This window comes from Tamlana sp. s12 (assembly GCF_016767215.1).
GTDB lineage: Bacteria > Bacteroidota > Bacteroidia > Flavobacteriales > Flavobacteriaceae > Pseudotamlana > Pseudotamlana agarivorans.
Window position 1 is genome coordinate 1,788,136 of the sequence record NZ_CP068547.1, and the last position, 20,297, is coordinate 1,808,432.

A 20,297-nucleotide genomic window follows, 5' to 3' on the forward strand; every position below is an offset into this window, starting at 1 on the left:
AGTGGTTTTATAGATTCAAGGTTCAAGACCCAAGAATCAAGATGCTTGTAGTCTAGATTTAAAACTTGAAATCATTTTTTGTATTTCCTTTATTTTTTGTTCCAATTCTTTAAACTTCTCTTCTGATATATAATTTTCATTAAATGCTACATTCAACTGGGTTTCCCATTCGAAAGCAGAGCCCAAACTATGTTCTAAAAAATTAGCAAAATATTTATTTGAGCTTTTGCTCGTCCCTTCTGAAATGTTCGAGGGTATTGAAACAGCGCATCTATTCATCTGACTCATTAACCCATAAGTTTCAAACTTTGGAAATGTTCTCGTTATTTTATAAGATTCTGAAACGAGCATCATACTTACATTCCAGATTTTTAATTTCTTGAAATTATGCATAGTCTTGTTTCTTGGTTCTTTCAATCTGTTTTCTTACTTCAAAAACTCAAAAACCCCACAAGCGCCTTGACCAGTTCCTACGCACATGGTGACGGCACCGTATTTTCCTGTCATATTTCTTTTGCGCATTTCGTCAAATAACTGAACAGAAAGCTTTGCACCTGTACAACCTAGCGGATGACCTAAAGCAATAGCACCGCCATTTACATTGACCAAATCTGGGTTAAGGTCTAGTTCACGAATTACAGCAAGGGCTTGCGATGCAAAGGCTTCGTTAAGTTCTATAAGCTCTAAATCTTTTTGTTGTAATCCCGCTTGTTTGAGTGCTTTTGGTATCGCTTTTACTGGTCCGATACCCATAATGCGTGGTTCAACACCTGCAGCGGCATAATTCACCAATCTAGCAATAGGTTCAAGGTTAAGTTCTTTTACCATGTCTTCACTCATAATCATAACAAAAGCAGCACCATCACTCATCTGCGACGAGTTTCCTGCTGTTACACTTCCGCCTTGAGCGAAAACAGGATGAAGTTTAGCAAGTGCTTCTAGACTTGTTCCGGCACGAGGCCCTTCATCTTTAGTAACTGAATATGATTTATTTGCTTTTTTCCCGTTGGCATCAATATACGTTTCATTAACTTCAATGGGCACTATCTGATCTTGAAAACGGTTCTCAGCTTGAGCTTTTAAAGCTTTCATATGTGAATGATAAGCGAATTCATCTTGGTCTTCACGAGACACATTAAATTGATTAGCCACAGCTTCAGCGGTATTTCCCATACCCCAGTAATAATCTTCGTGACCAGCTTTAACTATATCGTAATTCAATTCTGGTTTGTAGCCTGTCATTGGAACAGCACTCATACTTTCAGCGCCACCAGCAATGATACAATCGGCCATTCCAGCTTGAATTTTAGCGGTTGCAATACCAATGGTTTCGATACCTGAAGAACAAAAACGATTGACCGTAACACCAGGAACTTCAACAGAGTTTAATCCCATTAAGGAAATTAAACGTGCCATGTTTAAACCTTGTGAACCTTCAGGCATAGCATTACCTACAATAACATCGTCTATGCGATCTTTATCCAATTGAGGTAAGGCTTTCATCATGTACTGAATGGTTTCAGCAGCCAATTCATCGGTGCGTTTGAACCGGAAAACACCTTTCGGCGCTTTTCCAACGGCTGTTCTATATGCTTTTACTATATATGCTTGTTTCATATTAGCCCCCTAGCCCCCGAAGGGGGAATACCTATTAGGGGTCAATAGGATTTTATTAGTTATTTCTGATTATATTTTTCATGGTTACAAATTTTCATGCACCAGTTTTTAAGTTCCCCCATTTGGGGGTTAGGGGGCTCTTCTAATTTCTAAGAGGTTTCCCTGTTTTTAGCATGTGCTGAATGCGTTCTAAAGTTTTACGTTCGGTACATAAACTTAGGAAAGCCTCGCGCTCTAGATCCAATAAATATTGTTCGGAAACTAGAGCTGGTTCTGATAAGTCACCACCAGCCATAACATAGGCCAGTTTGTTAGCGATTTTTTGATCATGTTCACTTATAAAATTCGCAGCTTCCATTGAATCGGTTCCTACTAAAAACATTCCAAGAGCCTGCTTACCTAGAACTTTAACATCTTTACGTTTTACGGGTTTGGTATAGCCTGCATCGGCCATAATTCTGGCATGAGCTTTGGCTGTAGCTATTTGACGATCTTTATTCGTTACCACAATATCTTTTCCTTTTTGTAGAATGCCTAAATCGAAAGCTTCGTAAGCAGAAGTTGCTACTTTGGCCATACCAATAGTGAGGAAATATTCCTGTAATACATTCAATTCTACATCTCCTTTTCTAAAGCTATCTGAAGCACGAAGGGCCATTTCTTTAGATCCTGCACCTCCAGGAATGACACCCACACCAAACTCCACCAGTCCGATATAAGTTTCGGCAGCTGCCACAACTTTATCGGCGTGCATAGAGAGTTCACAAGCACCACCTAAGGACATACCATGAGGCGCAGAAACTGTTGGGATTGATGAATAGCGCATACGCATCATGGTATCTTGGAAATATTTTATAGCAGCATTAAGCTCGTCATATTCTTGTTCAACAGCCATCATGAAAATCATACCGATATTAGCGCCTACTGAAAAGTTGGCACCTTGATTTCCTATAACGAGTCCGTCGAAATCTTTTTCAGCTATATCTACAGCCTTGTTAAGTCCCGCTAAAACATCGCCGCCAATGGTATTCATTTTAGACTGAAATTCGCAGTTTAAAATACCATCACCTAAATCTTCAATAACAACACCTGAATTTCTGAATACTTCATTAGATTTTCTGATGTTATCTAGAATAATAAAAGCATCCTGTCCAGGAATTTTTTGTTGTGTTTTAGAAGGTATGTCATAAAAATAAGATGCCCCTTCTTTCACTGTATAAAAAGATGTGTTTCCTAGAGCTACCATTTCATTGACCCAAGGAGCAGGTTCTGAACCTTCAGATTTGATAAGTTCTAAACCTTTTTCAACACCGATAGCGTCCCAGATTTGAAAAGGACCGTGTTCCCAACCGAAACCAGCTTTCATGGCATCATCTATTTTGTAAATTTCATCTGAAATTTCAGGAATTCTATGTGATACATAAGCAAATAAAGCCGCAAAGGTTTTACGGTAGAATTCACCAGCTTTGTTTTTCCCATTCACTAATATTTTGAACCTATCGATAACTTTTTCAATAGGCTTAGTGAGTTCTAAAGTGGCAAATTTTGCTGATTTTTTCTTTCGATACTCTAAATTATTAAGGTCTAAAGATAAAATTTCGCTTTGACCTTCTTCATTTTTAATTTTCTTATAAAAACCCTGTCCCGTTTTACTACCTAGCCATTTGTTTTCCATCATAGAGGCTATAAAATCGGGGATTTTAAAAAGTTCATGGCGTTCATCATTTGGTACATTTTCAAACAAACCATTGGCCACATGAACGAGGGTGTCTAAGCCCACAACATCTACTGTACGAAAGGTTGCCGATTTCGGTCTGCCAATTACAGGACCTGTTAGTTTATCAACCTCTTCGATGGTTAAGTCCATACTTTTAACCGTATGAAATAAACTCATGATACTGAAAATACCGATTCGGTTTCCAATAAACGCAGGCGTGTCTTTTGCGATTACAGATGTTTTTCCTAAATACTTTTCGCCATATTGATTTAAAAAGTCAATTACAGAGTCTGCTGTTTTAGGACCAGGAATAATCTCGAACAATTTTAAGTAACGTGCAGGATTAAAAAAGTGTGTACCGCAGAAATGCTTTTGGAAATCATCACTACGACCTTCACTCATAAATTTTATTGGAATCCCAGAGGTATTACTTGTAATAAGTGTTCCAGGTGTTCTGTGTTTTTCAAGCTTTTCAAAGACTTGTTTTTTGATATCAAGTCGCTCCACGACCACTTCCATAATCCAATCGACTTGTGACACTTTTTCAATATCATCTTCTAAATTTCCGGTTGTTATTCTGCTGGCAAAACTTTTATGATAAATCGGAGAAGGAGAAGATTTTAAAGCAGCAGATAATGCCTCGTTAACGATACGGTTTCTTACCGATTTGTTTTCAAGTGTTAGTCCCTGTGCTTTTTCTTTAGCATTAAGTTCGTTAGGAACGATGTCTAGCAAAAGGACGTCAACACCAATATTGGCGAAATGACATGCTATACCGCTTCCCATGATTCCAGAGCCAATTATGGCTACCTTATTAATTCTTCTTTTGCTCATTATAGTTTAGCTATTGGGTTTAGTTGTAGATTTTTTTGTTGCACACCATTTGATTTATGACTTCGGCAACTTCGTAGAAATGATTTAATTGTTCTTCGGAAACACTTTTACGAATGGCTTCATTAAAGGTTAAAACCTTGTCTTTAGAGATTTCTCTCTTTTCTAGGCCATAGTCTGTGAGGGTAATAATTACCCCTCTGCCATCTTCTGGATTTGGTTTTCTTTCAATAAATCCTTTGGTTTCCATCGATTTTAATAGTCTCGATAAACTAGTTGCTTCCATGCCCATTCTAGGGCCTAAAGCCGTTGATGGTGTTCCTTTTTCTGGATCGATACTCAGTAGAGTAAAGCCTGTAGCCATGGTGCTGTCTATTTTTGCAGCTTCCTCATTATACATTTTTTGAACCGTTAACCAGGTCGTTCTCAATATATAATCAATGGTCTTGTCTTTCATGTTATATTTGGATCATTTTCCCAAATATAGCGAATTTTGCTATGCATGCATAACAAAGATGCGAGAAATTTAAGCTAATTTTTTATTAAAAAGTAAAAGATTACAGGACAAACATAAGTCTTGTTTAAATTGGAATGACTCGCATTTAAAATATGAATTAATTGTCCTTTATTCTAGAAAAGTCTAAGTCGGGGTAATTGTTACTTGGGTCTGTTATTGGAGATATGCCTTTCATTTTAAAACCTATAGATTTACCTTCTTCGTCCAATTGAAACATGACGAAGGCATCGGTGTCTGGCATACCAAAATCGGTCCATTTTACAGCAAAAGTATTGGCCTTGTAATAATGCATGGGACCAGATAGTTTTGGAGAACGCAAGGATTTGAACCAAAGTTGATTTTCTTTTTTTGAAATTTCTACTTGGCCAAGCCAAGGGTCTTTATATGTACCTGCATAATTATTTAAGTTGAGGTGTTTCGTTTCTGCAGCTTTTACTGTAGCCCAAACTTTATCCACAACAGCATCGGCTTCACTTGTATCGAAATTTAATCTGTCCTTGTATATTTTTATCCAATCAAATTCATCTAAACCTAAATATTTATCTAAAACGGCTTGAGTTACAGCATTTACTAGGCCATATCCATCAAAGGAGGTGTTTGTTAGCACTATAATACCAAGATTTAAGTCTGGAATTAAGGTGATTCTATTCCACATAAAACCACCCAAATGTGAAGCCTGTAAATGACCGTTAATATCCTGTAATCCCCAGCCTAGTCCAGCTCCTGAAAAATTTGAACGGTACCTTGGGTCTTTTGATCTTGTAGTAACCGTGTGGATTTTCCATATTTCTTGAAGATTTTTTTCAGAAAAAAGTTGCTGCTTTAAATCGGGTCCGTATTTTCCATTATTAAGATGAAGAAGCATCCAACTCGTCATATCATGGGCATTAGAGTAAACGAAGTCAAAGTCAAGAGCATCTTTTACTTTTTTATTATCCCAATTAGGAGTTTCTTCAATGTTTAATTTGTTTTCCTTGCTGATATGAAATTTTGAGACATTGGGTTTATTTAAAGTTTTGGAATAGCCATAACAGGAATTGTTCATTTTAAGTGGTTCTAAAATTCGTTTCTGAATAAATGCTCCGTAAGAAATACCACTAATTCTGGTAATAATTTCCCTTGCTACCAAAAAGAGAACGGTATTGTAAGCGGCCTCTGTTCTAAAAGCTGAAACAGGTTTAAAGTATTGGTAGTTAGTTAGAACATCATTCATTGTAAAATCTGAGCCTGTAGGCATCAGCATCAAGTCTCCAGCACCTTCTGCTAAACCACTACGATGCGTGATGAGGTCGATAATGTTGAAGTTGTTTGTAGCATAAGCATTATACATTTTAAATTCTGGAATATGCTTAATTACGGGGTCATTCCATGTTAGTTTACCTTCATCAACAAGAATAGCTAGGGCTGCTGCGGTAAATGCTTTTGTGTTTGAAGCAATGCCAAAAATGGTGTTTTTATCTACCTTTTGATGGGTTTCGATAGAGGTTACGCCGTATCCTTTTTGGATAATAATTTTACCATCTTTCACAACGGCAATGGAGGCCCCGGCTACTGTAAAGTTATCCATGGATTTTTTAACAATGGCATCAATTTCTTTATCAGAAACCTGGGAAGTGGAAACTTGAGACAAAAGTCCAAGTAAAAGTACTAGCACTAAAAATGTAAATTTATTATTCATGGTCCTTAATATTAAGGGGTTATGTAATAAATATACAAAAAATTAGTCCTATTAATTCTGCTAATGAGAAAAAATAAAGTCTAGCTATTCGTGGTATTAAGGCCTATAAATATTTTCAATAAGATCATGGTACATGTCTTTAATCACGGCTCTTCGCATTTTCATAGTAGGCGTAAGATGTCCAGATTTTATAGACCAAACATCTGGAGTTAACCGGAAAGTTTTAATTTGTTCCCATTTACCAAATTTTTTGTTGCAATGGTCTATTTCTTTTTGAATGCGATTTATGACGATTTCAGAATTAGCAACGGCTGTGGTATCGCGCGTATTAATATTATGTTTTTTACGTTCAATCCACTCGTTAATAAATTCAAAGTTTGGTTGAATAAGGGCGGCTGGCATCTTTTCGCCTTCGCCAATAACCATGATTTGTTCAATAAAGCGGGATTGTTTTAAATCGTTTTCAAGTAGGGTAGGAATTACGTATTTGCCACCAGAAGTTTTAAACATTTCCTTTTTACGCCCTGTTATTTTTAAAAAGCCCTCACCATCAATTTCACCTTTGTCTCCGGTATGAAAATAATCACCTGTCATAACTTCGGCCGTTCTTTCAGGGTCTTTATAGTAACCAAGCATCACGTTTGGTCCTTTTATTAGGATTTCACCATCTTCGGCAATTTTTACTTCAGTATTAGCTATAGGTTTTCCAACGGTGCCAATTTTAAACATGTTATTGGCGTACTTTCCAACCGATATCACGGGCGATGTTTCTGTAAGTCCGTATCCTTCCATAATTTGCATACCAGCAGCACAAAATATTCTAGCTAAACGCGGCTGCAGGGCAGCACTTCCAGAAACCATGGTATACAACTCACCACCTAAAGCTTCACGCCATTTACTAAAAATAAGTTTGTTGGCAATACTCAGTTTAAATTCATACCAAGCGCCATTTTGTTTATAAGGCTCCCATATTTCACCTAGGCTTACAGCCCAAAAGAATAGTGCTTTTTTAACACCGGTAAGCTCGGTGCCTTTAGCCATGATTTTGTCATAAACTTTTTCTAATAGTCTGGGGACTACACTCATAAGATTAGGCTTAATTTCCTTAGCATTATCGGCAATTTTGTCAAGACTTTCGGCGTAATAAATCGATGCTCCCGCATGCTGATAGATGTAAATCAATACACGTTCGAAAATGTGACAAATAGGTAAAAAGCTTAAAATTTTAGTTTTTTCGCCTCTTATAGGTAGCCTTGGAATACTGTTTAACACATTGCTTGTAATATTCCAGTGAGAAAGCATTACACCTTTGGGTTTACCTGTGGTTCCTGAGGTGTAAATAATCGTTGCGAGATCGTTAGGTGATACAGCATCTTTTCTGGTTTCAACATCGATTTGATTACTAGTATCAGCTCCAAGCTCTAGCAATTCAGAGTAGTGTTTACATCCCTCGATGATATTAAAGGAATAAATCTCTTTTAATTTTGTACGGTGTCTAACTTTATTGACTTTTTCTAAAACCTCTTCATCAGAAACAAAACAGTAAATCGATTCGCTATGATTTAAAATAAATTCATAGTCTTCAGCAGAAATCGTAGGATATATAGGTACATTTTGAGCACCAAGTTGTAAAACACCAATATCTACTATATTCCATTCGGTTCGATTAGAAGATGATATAACCGCTATTTTATCATCTTTATTGACCCCAAGTTTCAACAAAGCGCGGCTCATGGCATTGGCTTTATCAATATATTCTTGAGTTGATGTTTTAACCCATTCGCCGTTATATTTTGTAACTAAAGCAGAATCAGTTGGTTTATTTTCAAGTTGAAAATAAGGAAAATCAAATAATCTAGTGATTTCAGTCATCTTATGTTTCTAGTATAGTGTGGTATCGCGCAAAATATGAAATTAAATAAGATTATCAAATAAGACTTTACAAGATAAGATAAACATTTGTTAATTTTTTAGCCTTAGAATAAGATTAATGCATTTCCATGTTCAAAATATACACTAATAATAAAAAAAGATAAATTATAAAGCTTTTATGAATCTTCTAATGTTGAGGTTGAAATATTGAGGATTTCTAGTGTCTATGATGGAATTAAAATTACTCCTCTTTAAAAAGACTGAAAATATTGAAATAATTAAAGTCTAATAATTGAATTTCAAACGTTTTCGAGAGGTAAAAACCTCAGTTTAAACTGGAAACTGATAAATGTCAGTTTATTAGATGAGATCAGGTTATACCTTTGTATACACATCATGGATGCGAAATTATATTCAAAAGATTAATATAAAAAACATGGAAGTAAAACAGTTTAAAAACGGAATTTGGACGGAGAACATTAATGTTAGAGATTTTGTATTTCAAAACATCACACCGTACCATGGAACTCATGAATTTTTAGTTGGACCAAGCGAGAAAACTAACAAATTATGGGAAGTTTGTAAAGTTGCGACCCAAGAAGAGAGACAAAGAAACGGTGTTCGTGCCGTAGATACAGAAGTAATTTCTTCAGTAAACGCTTTTGAAGCGGGATATATAGATAAAGACAATGAAGTTATTGTTGGTTTACAAACCGATGAGTTATTAAAACGTGCTATGAAACCTTTTGGAGGTTTTAAAGTGGTTCAAAAAGCTTTACAGGAACAAGGTGTAAAACCTAATGATAATTTAACCGAATTATTTTCTAAATACGTTAAAACCCATAACGATGGTGTTTTTGATGCTTATAATGCTGAAATTAGAAAATTCCGTTCTTTAGGATTTTTAACTGGATTGCCAGATAATTATGCTAGAGGTAGAATTATTGGAGATTACCGTCGTGTGGCTCTTTACGGAATTAACGCTTTAATTGAAGCTAAAAAAGAAGATTTAGGCAACATCACTGGACCAATGACAGAAGCTGTTATTCGTTTACGTGAAGAAGTATCATCACAAATAAAAGCATTAAATGAAATGCTTGAACTAGGTGCTAAATACGATTTAGATTTAGGTCGTCCAGCTCAAAACGCTCAAGAAGCAGTACAATGGACGTACATGGCTTATTTAGCTGCTGTAAAAGAGCAAGATGGTGCTGCGATGTCATTAGGTAATGTATCTACCTTCTTAGATATTTATATTGAAAATGATTTAAAAGAAGGCTTAATTACAGAGGAACAAGCTCAAGAATACATCGATCAGTTCGTTATGAAATTACGTATGGTACGTCACTTAAGAATGGCGGCTTACGACGAGATTTTTGCAGGTGATCCTACTTGGGTAACCGAGGCTATTGGAGGTATGTTTGAAGATGGTAGAACGAAAGTTACTAAAACATCGTTCCGTTTCTTAAATACCTTATATAATTTAGGGCCTTCACCAGAACCGAATATGACGATTTTATGGTCTCAAGAGTTACCACAAAATTTTAAAGATTATTGTGCTAAAGTAGCGATTGATACCTCTTCAATTCAGTTTGAAAATGATAATTTAATGCGTGCACAACGTGGATCTGACGATTACGGAATTGCATGTTGTGTGTCTTACCAAAGCTTAGGGAAATCTATTCAGTTTTTTGGAGCACGTACCAACTTAGCTAAAACCTTATTGTTAGCTGTTAATGGCGGACGTTGTGAAAATACTGGAAAACCTATGGTTGAAGGTATTAAAGAATTGGATGGTGAGTATTTAGATTTCGATACTGTAATGGCGAACTTTAAAATCGCTATGAAAGAGGTGGCTCGTGTGTATAATGATTCTATGAATATTATTCACTACATGCACGATAAGTACTATTACGAAAAAGCGCAAATGGCTTTAATCGATACTAACCCAGGCATCAATATTGCCTATGGTATTGCAGGATTGTCTATTGTAGCCGATTCACTTTCAGCTATTAAATATGCTAAAGTTAAACCGATAAGAAATGAAGATGGGTTAACGGTTGATTTTAAAATTGAAGGTGAGTTTCCAAAATACGGAAATGATGATGACCGCGTAGATACTTTAGCTGCTAATGCTGTAGCCGATTTTAATAACGAGTTAAAACAATTGCCAGTTTATAAAGATGCTGAACCAACAATGTCTGTGTTAACCATCACATCAAACGTGTCTTACGGTAAGAAAACCGGAGCTACACCAGATGGTAGACCAAGTGGTATTGCTTTTGCTCCTGGAGCAAATCCAATGCACGGTCGTGATTGTAACGGTGCTATTGCTTCTTTAAACTCAGTTTCTAAAATTGATTATAAAGATTCATTAGACGGTATTTCAAACACATTCTCAATGGTGCCAAAATCTTTAGGATCTTCAGAAACAGATCGTATCGACAATTTAGCAACTATTATTGATGGCTATTTCAGTAGAAATGCGCAGCACTTAAATGTGAATGTTTTAGACAGAGAAATGTTAATGGATGCTATGGAGCGCCCAGAGGATTATCCTCAATTAACGATTCGTGTTTCTGGATATGCTGTGAACTTTGTTAGATTAACTAGAGAACAGCAATTAGAAGTGATTACACGTTCTTTCCACGAATCCATGTAGAGTTTTATTTATATTTTGAAAAAGCATCTGGAAATGAAGTATAAATACTGTATTTTTCAGATGCTTATTTTTTAATTTATATTTGAAGATAACTAACATGGCAAAAACTCAAGATCACATATTACATGTTCATTCCATTGAATCATTTGGAACCCATGACGGACCAGGCATTCGTTTTGTAGTTTTTTTACAAGGCTGTAAATTGAAGTGTCTGTATTGTCATAATCCGGATACGATTGAAACTTCTGGAGGTCAACCATACGAAATTGAAGAATTGGTTGAAAAGGTATTAAAAGTAAAGCCTTACTTCGGAAAAAAAGGTGGTGTTACTGTTTCTGGCGGCGAACCTTTATTACAATCGAAAGCGCTAGTGCCTTTTTTCAAGCGATTAAAAGAAGAGGGGATTCATACTAATATTGATACTAACGGTCGATTATTAAACAACTTCGCGAAAACTTTGTTAGACGATTATGCCGATTTAATCATGTTAGATATTAAACATATGACCGAAGCTGGTTATGAAGCTTTAACTGGGCAACGTAATATGGAAACGGCTTTAACTTTTGCTAAACATCGTGAGGAATCTGGAAAAGCGATGTGGTTGCGATACGTGTTAATTCCTGGCATTACAAACAAACCTGAATTGCTTCATGCTCTTGGCGAACATTTTAAGGATTATAAAACTATTGAAAAGTTAGAAATTCAGCCGTATCATAAATTAGGCATCCATAAATGGGAAGCCTTAGGTTGGGAGTATGAGTTGAAAGATGCTCGTGAAAATACGAAGGAGGAGATCGATGCTGCTGTAGAAATTTTAAATCAATATTTTAAAGAAGTTAAGGTGAATTAGTGTTCTCCTTAAAATTTATTACATCAATTATATCATGCACACCCCTAAAGAAGGTATAAAAATAGTGAATGAAATAGCCTTGAATAAAGAAGGTTATAAAGTTAGTAAAACATTAATTCTTGCATTTTTAGCAGGAGCTTACGTCGCTTTTGGAGGTTTATTAGCCATTATTATATCTGGTGGCTCTCCTGGAATAGCAGCTAATAATCCTGGGTTTGCTAAATTTTTATTTGGCGCGGCGTTCCCACTCGGACTTATTTTGGTGGTTATAGTAGGCGCCGAACTTTTTACAGGAAATAATGCCTATTTCATTCCTAATATTTTAACCAAAAGACAGCGTGCATACGCCATGTTAAGAAACTGGGGATTAGTGTACATAGGAAATTTTGTCGGCGCTTTATTTGTGGCTTATATCATAACTTATTTAACGCACCTAGTAGCAGATACACCGTATATTGATATGGTTCATAAAATAGCCAAAAGCAAAACAAGCAATACGTTTCTCGTGACTTTTATAAAAGGGATTGGGGCCAACTGGTTGGTGTGTTTAGCAATTTGGCAAGGTATTGCTGCTAAAAACACGATAGGAAAAATAGTAGCCATTTGGATTCCTGTAATGGCCTTCGTAACTATGGGCTTTGAACACAGTATTGCCAATATGTACTTTATTCCGTTATCTATTTTTGAAGGTGCCGATATTACTTGGAGTACTTTCTTTATTAAAAATTTAATTCCAGCAACTTTAGGTAATATTGTTGGAGGCGCCTTATTTGTAGGGATGCCGTATGGATATTTGTTTGGTAAAGAAGAGAATTAAGAGTTTTAAATTATCAGTTAATAACTGGAATAATTATAATAAAAAAGGGTGTTTTTCAATATATGAAAGACACCCTTTTTAGTTATTTTGTTTTAAGATTTATTCTCGAATAACTCTAAAGGTTTCACTTTTATCCTTATGGATTACTTTAATAATATAAACACCACTTGGTAAATCAGATAAATTAATACCTGTATTTTTTTTGCCTTGTTTAACTTGTTTTCCGGAAAAATCAAAAATTAAAAAATCATAATCTTCAAACAGCAGATTTTTGATGTTTACTTCTCCTTTTGTTGGGTTAGGATAAGCATAAGGTTTTTCGGCGAGTTTTGTAGTTTCAAAAGTTTCAGATGTTGTTTCTACTATTTGTTTTTCATCAACAACGTGTTCACAAGAATAATCAAGGTAGTCTTGTAAATCGTCACGGTCGAATGTTTTTTCGTAGCCCAGAGTTCTAGCTTTGGTTAATAATTCACAAGCTTTATTGTAATTGCCTAGGTCGAAGTAAATTTCACCTAAATTCCTATAGGCAAAAGAATTGTTGTTATTTATAATTAAGGCTTCTTCTAAATCGGCTATGCCTTTATCCGAATCACCCAATTTATGATATAATAAGCCCCGAATGGTTCTTAGGTCTCTTTCTGTATTTATTTCACCTCGCTTATATAAATTCGCTTCATTCTTAAAAGCGATATTTACACAAACCATGGCTTTATCGTATTCTCCTAAATCGGTATAAGCAGCTGAGAGTGCCCAATTGGCGAACGAATGGTTTGGCACCATTTCTATAGCTTTGTTTAAATATACTATGCCTAGTCGGTAAGATTTAACTGTTATTAGGTAAGAACCCAGATTATGGTAAAGCCTACTTTCTTTAGGCGAAGCTTTTATGGCTTTTAGTTTGTATTGAATGCAGTAGTCGTGCATTTCATAGTCTGCATAAATATTAGCCAAATTGTCGTAAAGACTTCCTAATATTTTCTCAGGAACTTTTTTGGTTTTTGAAATCTTTAATAGGTGTTTTTCTGCCTTTTTAAAATCATTAAGAGCTAATGTGTTGTTGCCAAGATATTTTCTTATGCTTGCTCTTTGAAATCTTAATTTTAGGCTTCTAGGTTCTTCCTTTATTTTAAGATTCAATTCTTTAAGACTTGCATGTGCTTTTAGTACTTTTTCTTCTGTTTTTTTATTAAATTCAATGATATGATCCGTTCTACTAATAAGTTCCCCATTGTCAAATTCCCAAGTGGTTATTTTTTTTCCAGCAGGGTTGTATTTAAATGATTTTCCTTGATATCTTCCATTGATAAAATAAAAGCATTCATCAAGTTTTCCGGATTTGTAGTATGTTTTCAGACTGTCTATTTTCTTGTCATCACCAAACCATTTTTCTCTAGCGATAACTTTATCATGGTAGAAGTAGCGTTTCGTAATGTTTGATTTTTCAGATTGAGCAATCAAATTCCCAATTGAAGTTAGAAACAGCAGGATAGTCAGTAAGTTTTTCATAAGTTGAAAAGTACATTTTTTTTAGATATAAAAAAAAAGCTCCAACAAACGTTGGAGCTTTTTAAATATATTAGAATTGTTTTATTTCTTCTCAATCCAAAGTCGTGCATTCACAAATGCTTCCAGCCATGGCGTTACTTCGTCTTTTCTGTTATCAGGATAGTTTGCCCAGTTCCATTGGAACGTAGAACGCTCAATATGTGGCATGGTTACTAAGTGGCGACCTGTTTTATCACAAAGCATGGCTGTGTTATAATCGGATCCGTTAGGGTTATTTGGGTAACCTTCATAACCATATTTTGCTACAATATTGTATTGGTCTTCTGCATAGGGTAAGTTAAATTTTCCTTCACCATGCGAAATCCAAACCCCTAAAGTACTTCCAGCAAGGCTAGAAAGCATTACCGAGTGGTTCTCTTGAATTTTTACAGAAGTAAACGAACTCTCGTGTTTTTGAGAATCGTTATGGTGCATTTTTCCGTGAATGTCATGTTCTGGATTAATTTCTTCCAGTTCCATAAATAACTGACAACCATTACAGATTCCTACAGAAAGCGTATCTTCTCTTTTAAAGAAATTCTTTATCGCTTTATTCGCTTTTTGATTGTATTTAATGGCGCCAGCCCAACCTTTAGCCGATCCTAAAACATCGGAGTTAGAGAAACCACCAACAGCACCTAAAAACTGAATGTCTTCTAAAGTTTCACGACCAGAAATTAAATCGGTCATGTGTACGTCTTTCACATCAAATCCAGCTAAAAACATAGCATTAGCCATTTCACGTTCTGAGTTAGATCCTTTTTCACGAAGAATAGCAGCTTTTGGACGTTTACCCACTGGGGCTGTATTTTTCACGATGTCTGCCATCACACCTGTAAAGTTTTCAGGGAAGGTGTATTGTAGCGGTTGATTTTTAAAATTATCAAAACGAGCTTGAGCTAAACCATTTGCCGTTTGCTTTTGGTCTAATAAGAAAGATGTTTTATACCAAACGTCTCTAGTTTCAGTAATGTTGAATGTGAACGTATCGTCGTTATTTTTAATGTTGAGGTTTCCAGTGTCATTAGCAGAACCAATGTTAAAGAACTCAATGTTGTTTTCAGCTAAAACCGTTTCTACCGAAGCATCCGCTTGGAAAACTAATCCGCTATTTTCAGCAAATAAAACCTTGATAGAATCTTCTTCGTTTAACGCAGAAAGGTCTAAATCGGCACCTAAATTTACATCAGCAAAACAAAGCTCTAATAAAGTGGTAATTAAACCACCAGAAGCCACATCGTGCCCCGCTTGTATTTTATCTGCTTTAATTAAATCTTGAATGGTGTTGAAAGCTGTCTTAACAAAAGCAGGATTCTTCACGTCAGGCGCATCGCTACCAATAGCATTTAATACTTGGTTGAAAGAACTTCCTCCTAGTTTAAAGTCATCTTGAGAGATGTTAATGTAGTATATGTTTCCGCCATTTTGTTTTAAAACTGGCTCTACCACCTTGGTGATATCATTACAGTTAGCTCCTGCAGAAATAATAACCGTACCAGGAGAAATCACATCACCATCAGGATATTTTTGCTTCATTGAAAGCGAATCTTTACCTGTTGGCACATTCACACCTAAATCGATCGCAAATTCTGAAACCGCTTGAACAGCTTCATACAAACGCGCATCTTCACCTTCATTTTTACAAGGCCACATCCAGTTTGCCGAAAGCGAAATGGATTGTAAGCCATCCTTTAATGGCGCCCAAACAATATTGGTAAGCGATTCGGTAATTGAGTTTCTACTTCCTGCTTGCGGGTTAATTAACCCAGAAATAGGGGAGTGCCCAATGGTTGTTGCAATACCTTCTTTGCCTTTAAAATCTAAAGCCATAACCCCAACATTGTTTAATGGGATTTGTAAAGGTCCAACACATTGTTGTTTCGCCACTTTTCCTCCAACACAACGGTCTACCTTGTTTGTTAACCAATCTTTACAAGCTACTGCTTCTAATTGTAAAACTTGATTTAAGTAGATGCTAATATTTTTGGTTTTGTATCTGGCGTTTTTATATTTTCTAGTAACTGTTTTGTCTGTTAAAACGGTTTTAGGAGAACTTCCAAACATATCCTCTAAAGCTAAATCCATAGGTGTGTTTCCTTTGGTTTTAGACTGAAACGTAAAGCGGTCATCTCCAGTTACGTCACCTACAGTATACATTGGTGAACGCTCACGATCGGCAATTTTGTGTAAGGTTTCAATATGTTTTTCGGCAATCACTAAGCCCATACGCTCTTGCGATTCGTTACCAATAATTTCTTTGTCTGATAAGGTTGGATCTCCAACAGGAAGCGCATCTAAATCGATTTTTCCACCGGTATCTTCAACCAATTCCGAAAGACAGTTTAAGTGTCCGCCAGCACCATGATCGTGAATAGAAACGATAAAGTTTTCATCGCTTTCCACCATACCACGAACGGCATTAGCAGCACGTTTTTGCATTTCCGGATTCGAACGCTGTACCGCGTTTAATTCAATTCCTGAAGCAAACTCTCCAGTATCGGCCGATGATACCGCAGCACCACCCATTCCAATTCGGTAATTTTCACCACCTAGAATAACTATTTTATCACCTGCTTTAGGCGTGTCTTTTAAGGCTTGATTTGCTTTTCCGTAACCAATACCACCTGCTTGCATAATCACTTTGTCAAAACCTAAACGTCTAGCAGCAGCATCGCTTGATGACTGATTTTCATTATGCTCGAAAGTAAGAACAGAACCTGTAATTAGTGGCTGGCCGAATTTGTTACCAAAATCGGAAGCACCATTGGAGGCTTTGATTAATATATCCATTGGGGTTTGGTATAGCCATTTTCTAGCTTCAAACTTTTGTTCCCAAGGTCTGTTTTCTTCTAATCTTGAATACGACGTCATATAAACTGCCGTTCCAGCTAAAGGAATAGAACCTTTTCCGCCGGCTAATCTATCACGAATTTCACCACCCGAACCAGTTGCAGCGCCGTTAAAAGGCTCAACAGTAGTAGGGAAGTTATGAGTTTCCGCTTTAAGCGAAATCACAGAATCGAAATCTTTAGTTTCGTAAAAATCAGGAATATCGGCACGTTTCGGTGCGAATTGTTCCACTTTTGGGCCTTTAATAAAAGCCACGTTATCTTTATAAGCAGAAACAATATCGTTAGGATGTTGTTTCGATGTTTCTTTAATTAACTTAAATAAAGAGGTTGGTTTTTCTTCTCCATCAATCACAAAGGTTCCGTTAAAAATTTTGTGACGACAGTGCTCTGAGTTCACTTGCGAAAATCCGAAAACCTCAGAATCGGTTAACGGGCGACCAATTTTTTTAGCCACACCTTCTAGGTAAGCCACTTCTTCATCACTTAAAGATAATCCCTCTTGCGTATTGTAAGCAGCAATATCTTCAATGTTTAAAATCGCTTCAGGCTGAATATCAATTGTAAACGAATCCTGGTTTAACCCCTTAAATTTTTCCGAAATCATCGGATCAAAATCTTTAAAGTTTTCAGCGACAGCTTGAAATTCTTCAATTCTAATAATGTCCGAAATCCCCATATTTTGAGTGATTTCCACAGCATTGGTACTCCACGGCGTTATCATTGCCGCACGCGGTCCAACAAAAAAAGCATCCAATGATGCTTGTTCTATTTTTGGCTGATTGCCAAATAACCATTCTAATTTAGAAATAGTTTCAGTTGATAATTCTTTTGTTGTTTGAACAGCGAAAACTTTGCTGGTTACGTTTCCAAAGAAATGAATCATTTTAGATGTATTATGTGTAAGTTTTAAAAAAGGCAAAAATACACAATTTTAATGATTTGTGTTTGGTTTTTTATTGGTGTTTTTTGAAACAGAAAGCGGAGCTAAAAATACTTACGTAGAATGTGCATAACATCGGTATAGTAGGAGTAGCCAAACATATTTAAATGCACTAAAAGAAAGTAGAGTTGATAAATTTCTATGCGTTTTTGATTGAAGCTTTCTCGTTCAGCTTCCTGCAAATAAGCTTCATAGAACTCTTGGTCAAAACCACCAAAAAGTTGGCTCATGGCAATATCAACTTCATAATGCCCATAATAAGCAGCAGGGTCAATGAGGAAGGGTACATCGTCATCAGAAATAAGATAATTACCGCTCCATAAGTCGCCATGAATTAAACTTGGCTTGATGTTTTCAAAAAGGGGTTTTAAAGTGAAAAGGATCTGGGCTTCGCTAGGTGTTTCATTGGCTTTTAATAAGCCCTTTTCTGTGGCTAGGTTTAGCTGAGGAAGTAAACGCTCGTAAGTGTAAAATTCTAACCAATTGTCGTGTTCGGTATTGCTTTGAGTGAGTTTTCCAATGAAATTATGCTGGGGAAAGCCAAAATTTTCCTGTGTGTTTTGGTGTAGTTGGGCGAGTTGTTTTCCTAAAGTTTTAAAATCGGAAGCATCAGCAGTTTTGGTGGGAATAAATTCCAACAGTAAATAGGCGCGGTTTTTAAAAGTCCCACAAGCTACAATTTCAGGTGTTTTTATGGTATTGGTATGCTTTATAGCACCTAATGAAGTCGCTTCATTCTGAAACATTTCTAAGGCATAAGCGGCTTCATTAGTTTTTAAAAAATAAGCACGGCCATCACTAGCAATTTTATAAGCATGGGAGATGTCTCCACCTTGTAAATCTGAGACATGATGGATGGGTTTGCCTATAATTTCAGAGATATGTGTCTGTAAGGTCGAATCCATATATTAAAAATACAAAGAATCGTATCGTTTCAAAATCTACAGGTGAAATTCTCTTGAAATTGATTTAGATTTAAAGAAAACGTAGTCGAATTGGTGTTTTATCACCGAAATTTATTTGACTATACCTGTCTGCGATAGGCAGATTTAGGTAGACATTTTTACCGAAGATATTATGCCTTACGCTCCAATAAAGCCATATAAAAACCATCAAACCCAGATTTATGAGCTGATACTTTTTTGTCTTTTATTAATGAGAAATTCGCTCCAGCTTCCGATTTTAAGAATTTTGCAACTTGCTCCTGGTTTTCAGAAGGTAGAACCGAACAAGTAGCATATACCATTTGTCCGCCAGCTTTAACCATTTTAGAATACTGTTGTAAAATCTCTTGCTGTGTTTTTCTTATTTTATCAAGAAATTCTGGTTGTAGCTTCCATTTAGCATCCGGATTTCTTCGTAAAACACCTAAACCAGAACACGGTGCATCAATAACCACACGGTCTGCTTTATCGTAAAGTTTTTTAATCACTTTTGTCGAATCGATAGCACGTGGTTCTATATTGTGAGCGCCATTACGTTTCGCACGACGTTTTAATTCATGAAGTTTATTGGCATAGATATCCATGGCAATAATTTGTCCCTTATTCTCCATAAGAGCAGCCAAGTGAAGTGTTTTACCACCGGCGCCAGCACAGGTATCTACCACACGCATGCCAGGTTGTACATTAGCAAACTCGGCAACCAATTGAGAAGAGGCGTCTTGAACTTCAAAATGACCATTTTTAAAAGCTTCAGTAGAAAAAACATTCGCACGTTCCTTTAGCTTTAAAGCGCTTGGATAGCCTTTAATAAATTCGGTTTCTATATTTAAATCGAATAATTCGGCTTGTAATTTTTCTTTAGTCGTTTTTAGAGTATTCACTCTTAAAATAACATCGGCTTGCTCGTTAAGGGCTGATATTTCTTTAGACCAAAATTCTGCTCCTAATTCTTTTTCGCCAACTTCATCAAGCCAATCTGGAATCGATTCTTTAAATTTTCTTATTTGAGAAAGTTCATCAAAACGACCTTTGATTTTACGGGTAGGTGTGTTTTCAAAATACTTCCAATCGGGTAAATTAATACCTTTTAAAGTTGCCCAAACGGCAAACATACGCCATAGGTTGTCGCGATCAAAAGGTGCTTTAACTTCTGCGATTTCAGCATATAAGCGTTTCCAACGTACAATGTCGTAGGTGGTTTCGGCAACAAAACCTCTGTCGCGAGATCCCCAACGTTTATCTCGTTTTAAAAGTTGTTGAATCACCTTATCGGCATATTTTCCTTCGTTAAAGATGAGTGTTAAACCATCAATAACCGCAAAGCTTAAATTTCTGTGTATTCGCATCGTATATTATAATAAGGGTGCAAAGTTACGTTAATTGCTACGAATTCACGACATTTTTAATTTTAACTATTTTATTAAGTAAATGGCTTTAGTTAGTTGGCCTAGA

General features: G+C 36.1%; 13 protein-coding genes. 3 read left to right on the forward strand and 10 right to left on the reverse strand.

Annotated elements, in window-relative coordinates:
- Positions 1-36: 36 nt before the first annotated feature.
- The 6 genes from JJL45_RS07750 to JJL45_RS07775 all read right to left on the reverse strand — a co-directional run bounded on the left by JJL45_RS07750 (position 37) and on the right by JJL45_RS07775 (position 8,232).
- On the reverse strand, positions 37-393 hold the full coding sequence (locus tag JJL45_RS07750; RefSeq protein WP_068603148.1) for a four helix bundle protein: 357 nt from the start codon (positions 391-393) through the stop codon (positions 37-39).
- A 33-nt stretch (positions 394-426) separates the two neighbouring features.
- Complete coding sequence (locus JJL45_RS07755) at positions 427-1,617, reverse strand: acetyl-CoA C-acyltransferase (protein ID WP_068603015.1); 1,191 nt, start codon at positions 1,615-1,617, stop codon at positions 427-429.
- Between the two features lie 142 nt (positions 1,618-1,759).
- The gene (locus tag JJL45_RS07760; protein ID WP_068603014.1) at positions 1,760-4,168 is read right to left on the reverse strand and encodes a 3-hydroxyacyl-CoA dehydrogenase/enoyl-CoA hydratase family protein; all 2,409 of its coding nucleotides are present in this window, start codon (positions 4,166-4,168) and stop codon (positions 1,760-1,762) included.
- A gap of 19 nt (positions 4,169-4,187) precedes the next feature.
- Entirely contained in the window at positions 4,188-4,622 is a 435-nt protein-coding gene (locus tag JJL45_RS07765) for a MarR family winged helix-turn-helix transcriptional regulator (RefSeq protein ID WP_068603013.1), read from the reverse strand.
- A 157-nt stretch (positions 4,623-4,779) separates the two neighbouring features.
- A complete protein-coding gene (locus JJL45_RS07770) occupies positions 4,780-6,360 on the reverse strand; it encodes a serine hydrolase (protein WP_068603012.1) in 1,581 nt (526 codons plus the stop codon).
- 96 nt (positions 6,361-6,456) lie between these two features.
- Positions 6,457-8,232, reverse strand: a complete 1,776-nt coding sequence (locus JJL45_RS07775; protein ID WP_068603011.1) for an AMP-dependent synthetase/ligase — start codon at positions 8,230-8,232, stop codon at positions 6,457-6,459.
- 436 nt (positions 8,233-8,668) lie between these two features.
- Here JJL45_RS07775 and pflB point away from each other — a divergent pair, with 436 nt between their 5' ends.
- From pflB to JJL45_RS07790, 3 genes are all read left to right on the forward strand, one after another.
- Entirely contained in the window at positions 8,669-10,894 is a 2,226-nt protein-coding gene (pflB, locus tag JJL45_RS07780; protein ID WP_068603147.1) for a formate C-acetyltransferase, read from the forward strand.
- A 97-nt stretch (positions 10,895-10,991) separates the two neighbouring features.
- A complete protein-coding gene (pflA, locus tag JJL45_RS07785; RefSeq protein ID WP_202664364.1) occupies positions 10,992-11,744 on the forward strand; it encodes a pyruvate formate-lyase-activating protein in 753 nt (250 codons plus the stop codon).
- A 34-nt stretch (positions 11,745-11,778) separates the two neighbouring features.
- A complete protein-coding gene (locus JJL45_RS07790; RefSeq protein ID WP_067148592.1) occupies positions 11,779-12,561 on the forward strand; it encodes a formate/nitrite transporter family protein in 783 nt (260 codons plus the stop codon).
- Between the two features lie 99 nt (positions 12,562-12,660).
- On the opposite strand, the gene JJL45_RS07795 is transcribed toward JJL45_RS07790, so the two are convergent.
- From JJL45_RS07795 to JJL45_RS07810, 4 genes are all read right to left on the reverse strand, one after another.
- The gene (locus JJL45_RS07795; RefSeq protein WP_068603010.1) at positions 12,661-14,070 is read right to left on the reverse strand and encodes a tetratricopeptide repeat protein; all 1,410 of its coding nucleotides are present in this window, start codon (positions 14,068-14,070) and stop codon (positions 12,661-12,663) included.
- 81 nt (positions 14,071-14,151) lie between these two features.
- On the reverse strand, positions 14,152-17,844 hold the full coding sequence (gene purL / locus JJL45_RS07800; protein WP_068603009.1) for a phosphoribosylformylglycinamidine synthase: 3,693 nt from the start codon (positions 17,842-17,844) through the stop codon (positions 14,152-14,154).
- Between the two features lie 101 nt (positions 17,845-17,945).
- Entirely contained in the window at positions 17,946-18,806 is an 861-nt protein-coding gene (locus JJL45_RS07805) for a fructosamine kinase family protein (protein ID WP_068603008.1), read from the reverse strand.
- Between the two features lie 170 nt (positions 18,807-18,976).
- The gene (locus JJL45_RS07810; protein WP_068603007.1) at positions 18,977-20,191 is read right to left on the reverse strand and encodes an RsmB/NOP family class I SAM-dependent RNA methyltransferase; all 1,215 of its coding nucleotides are present in this window, start codon (positions 20,189-20,191) and stop codon (positions 18,977-18,979) included.
- Positions 20,192-20,297: the final 106 nt, after the last annotated feature.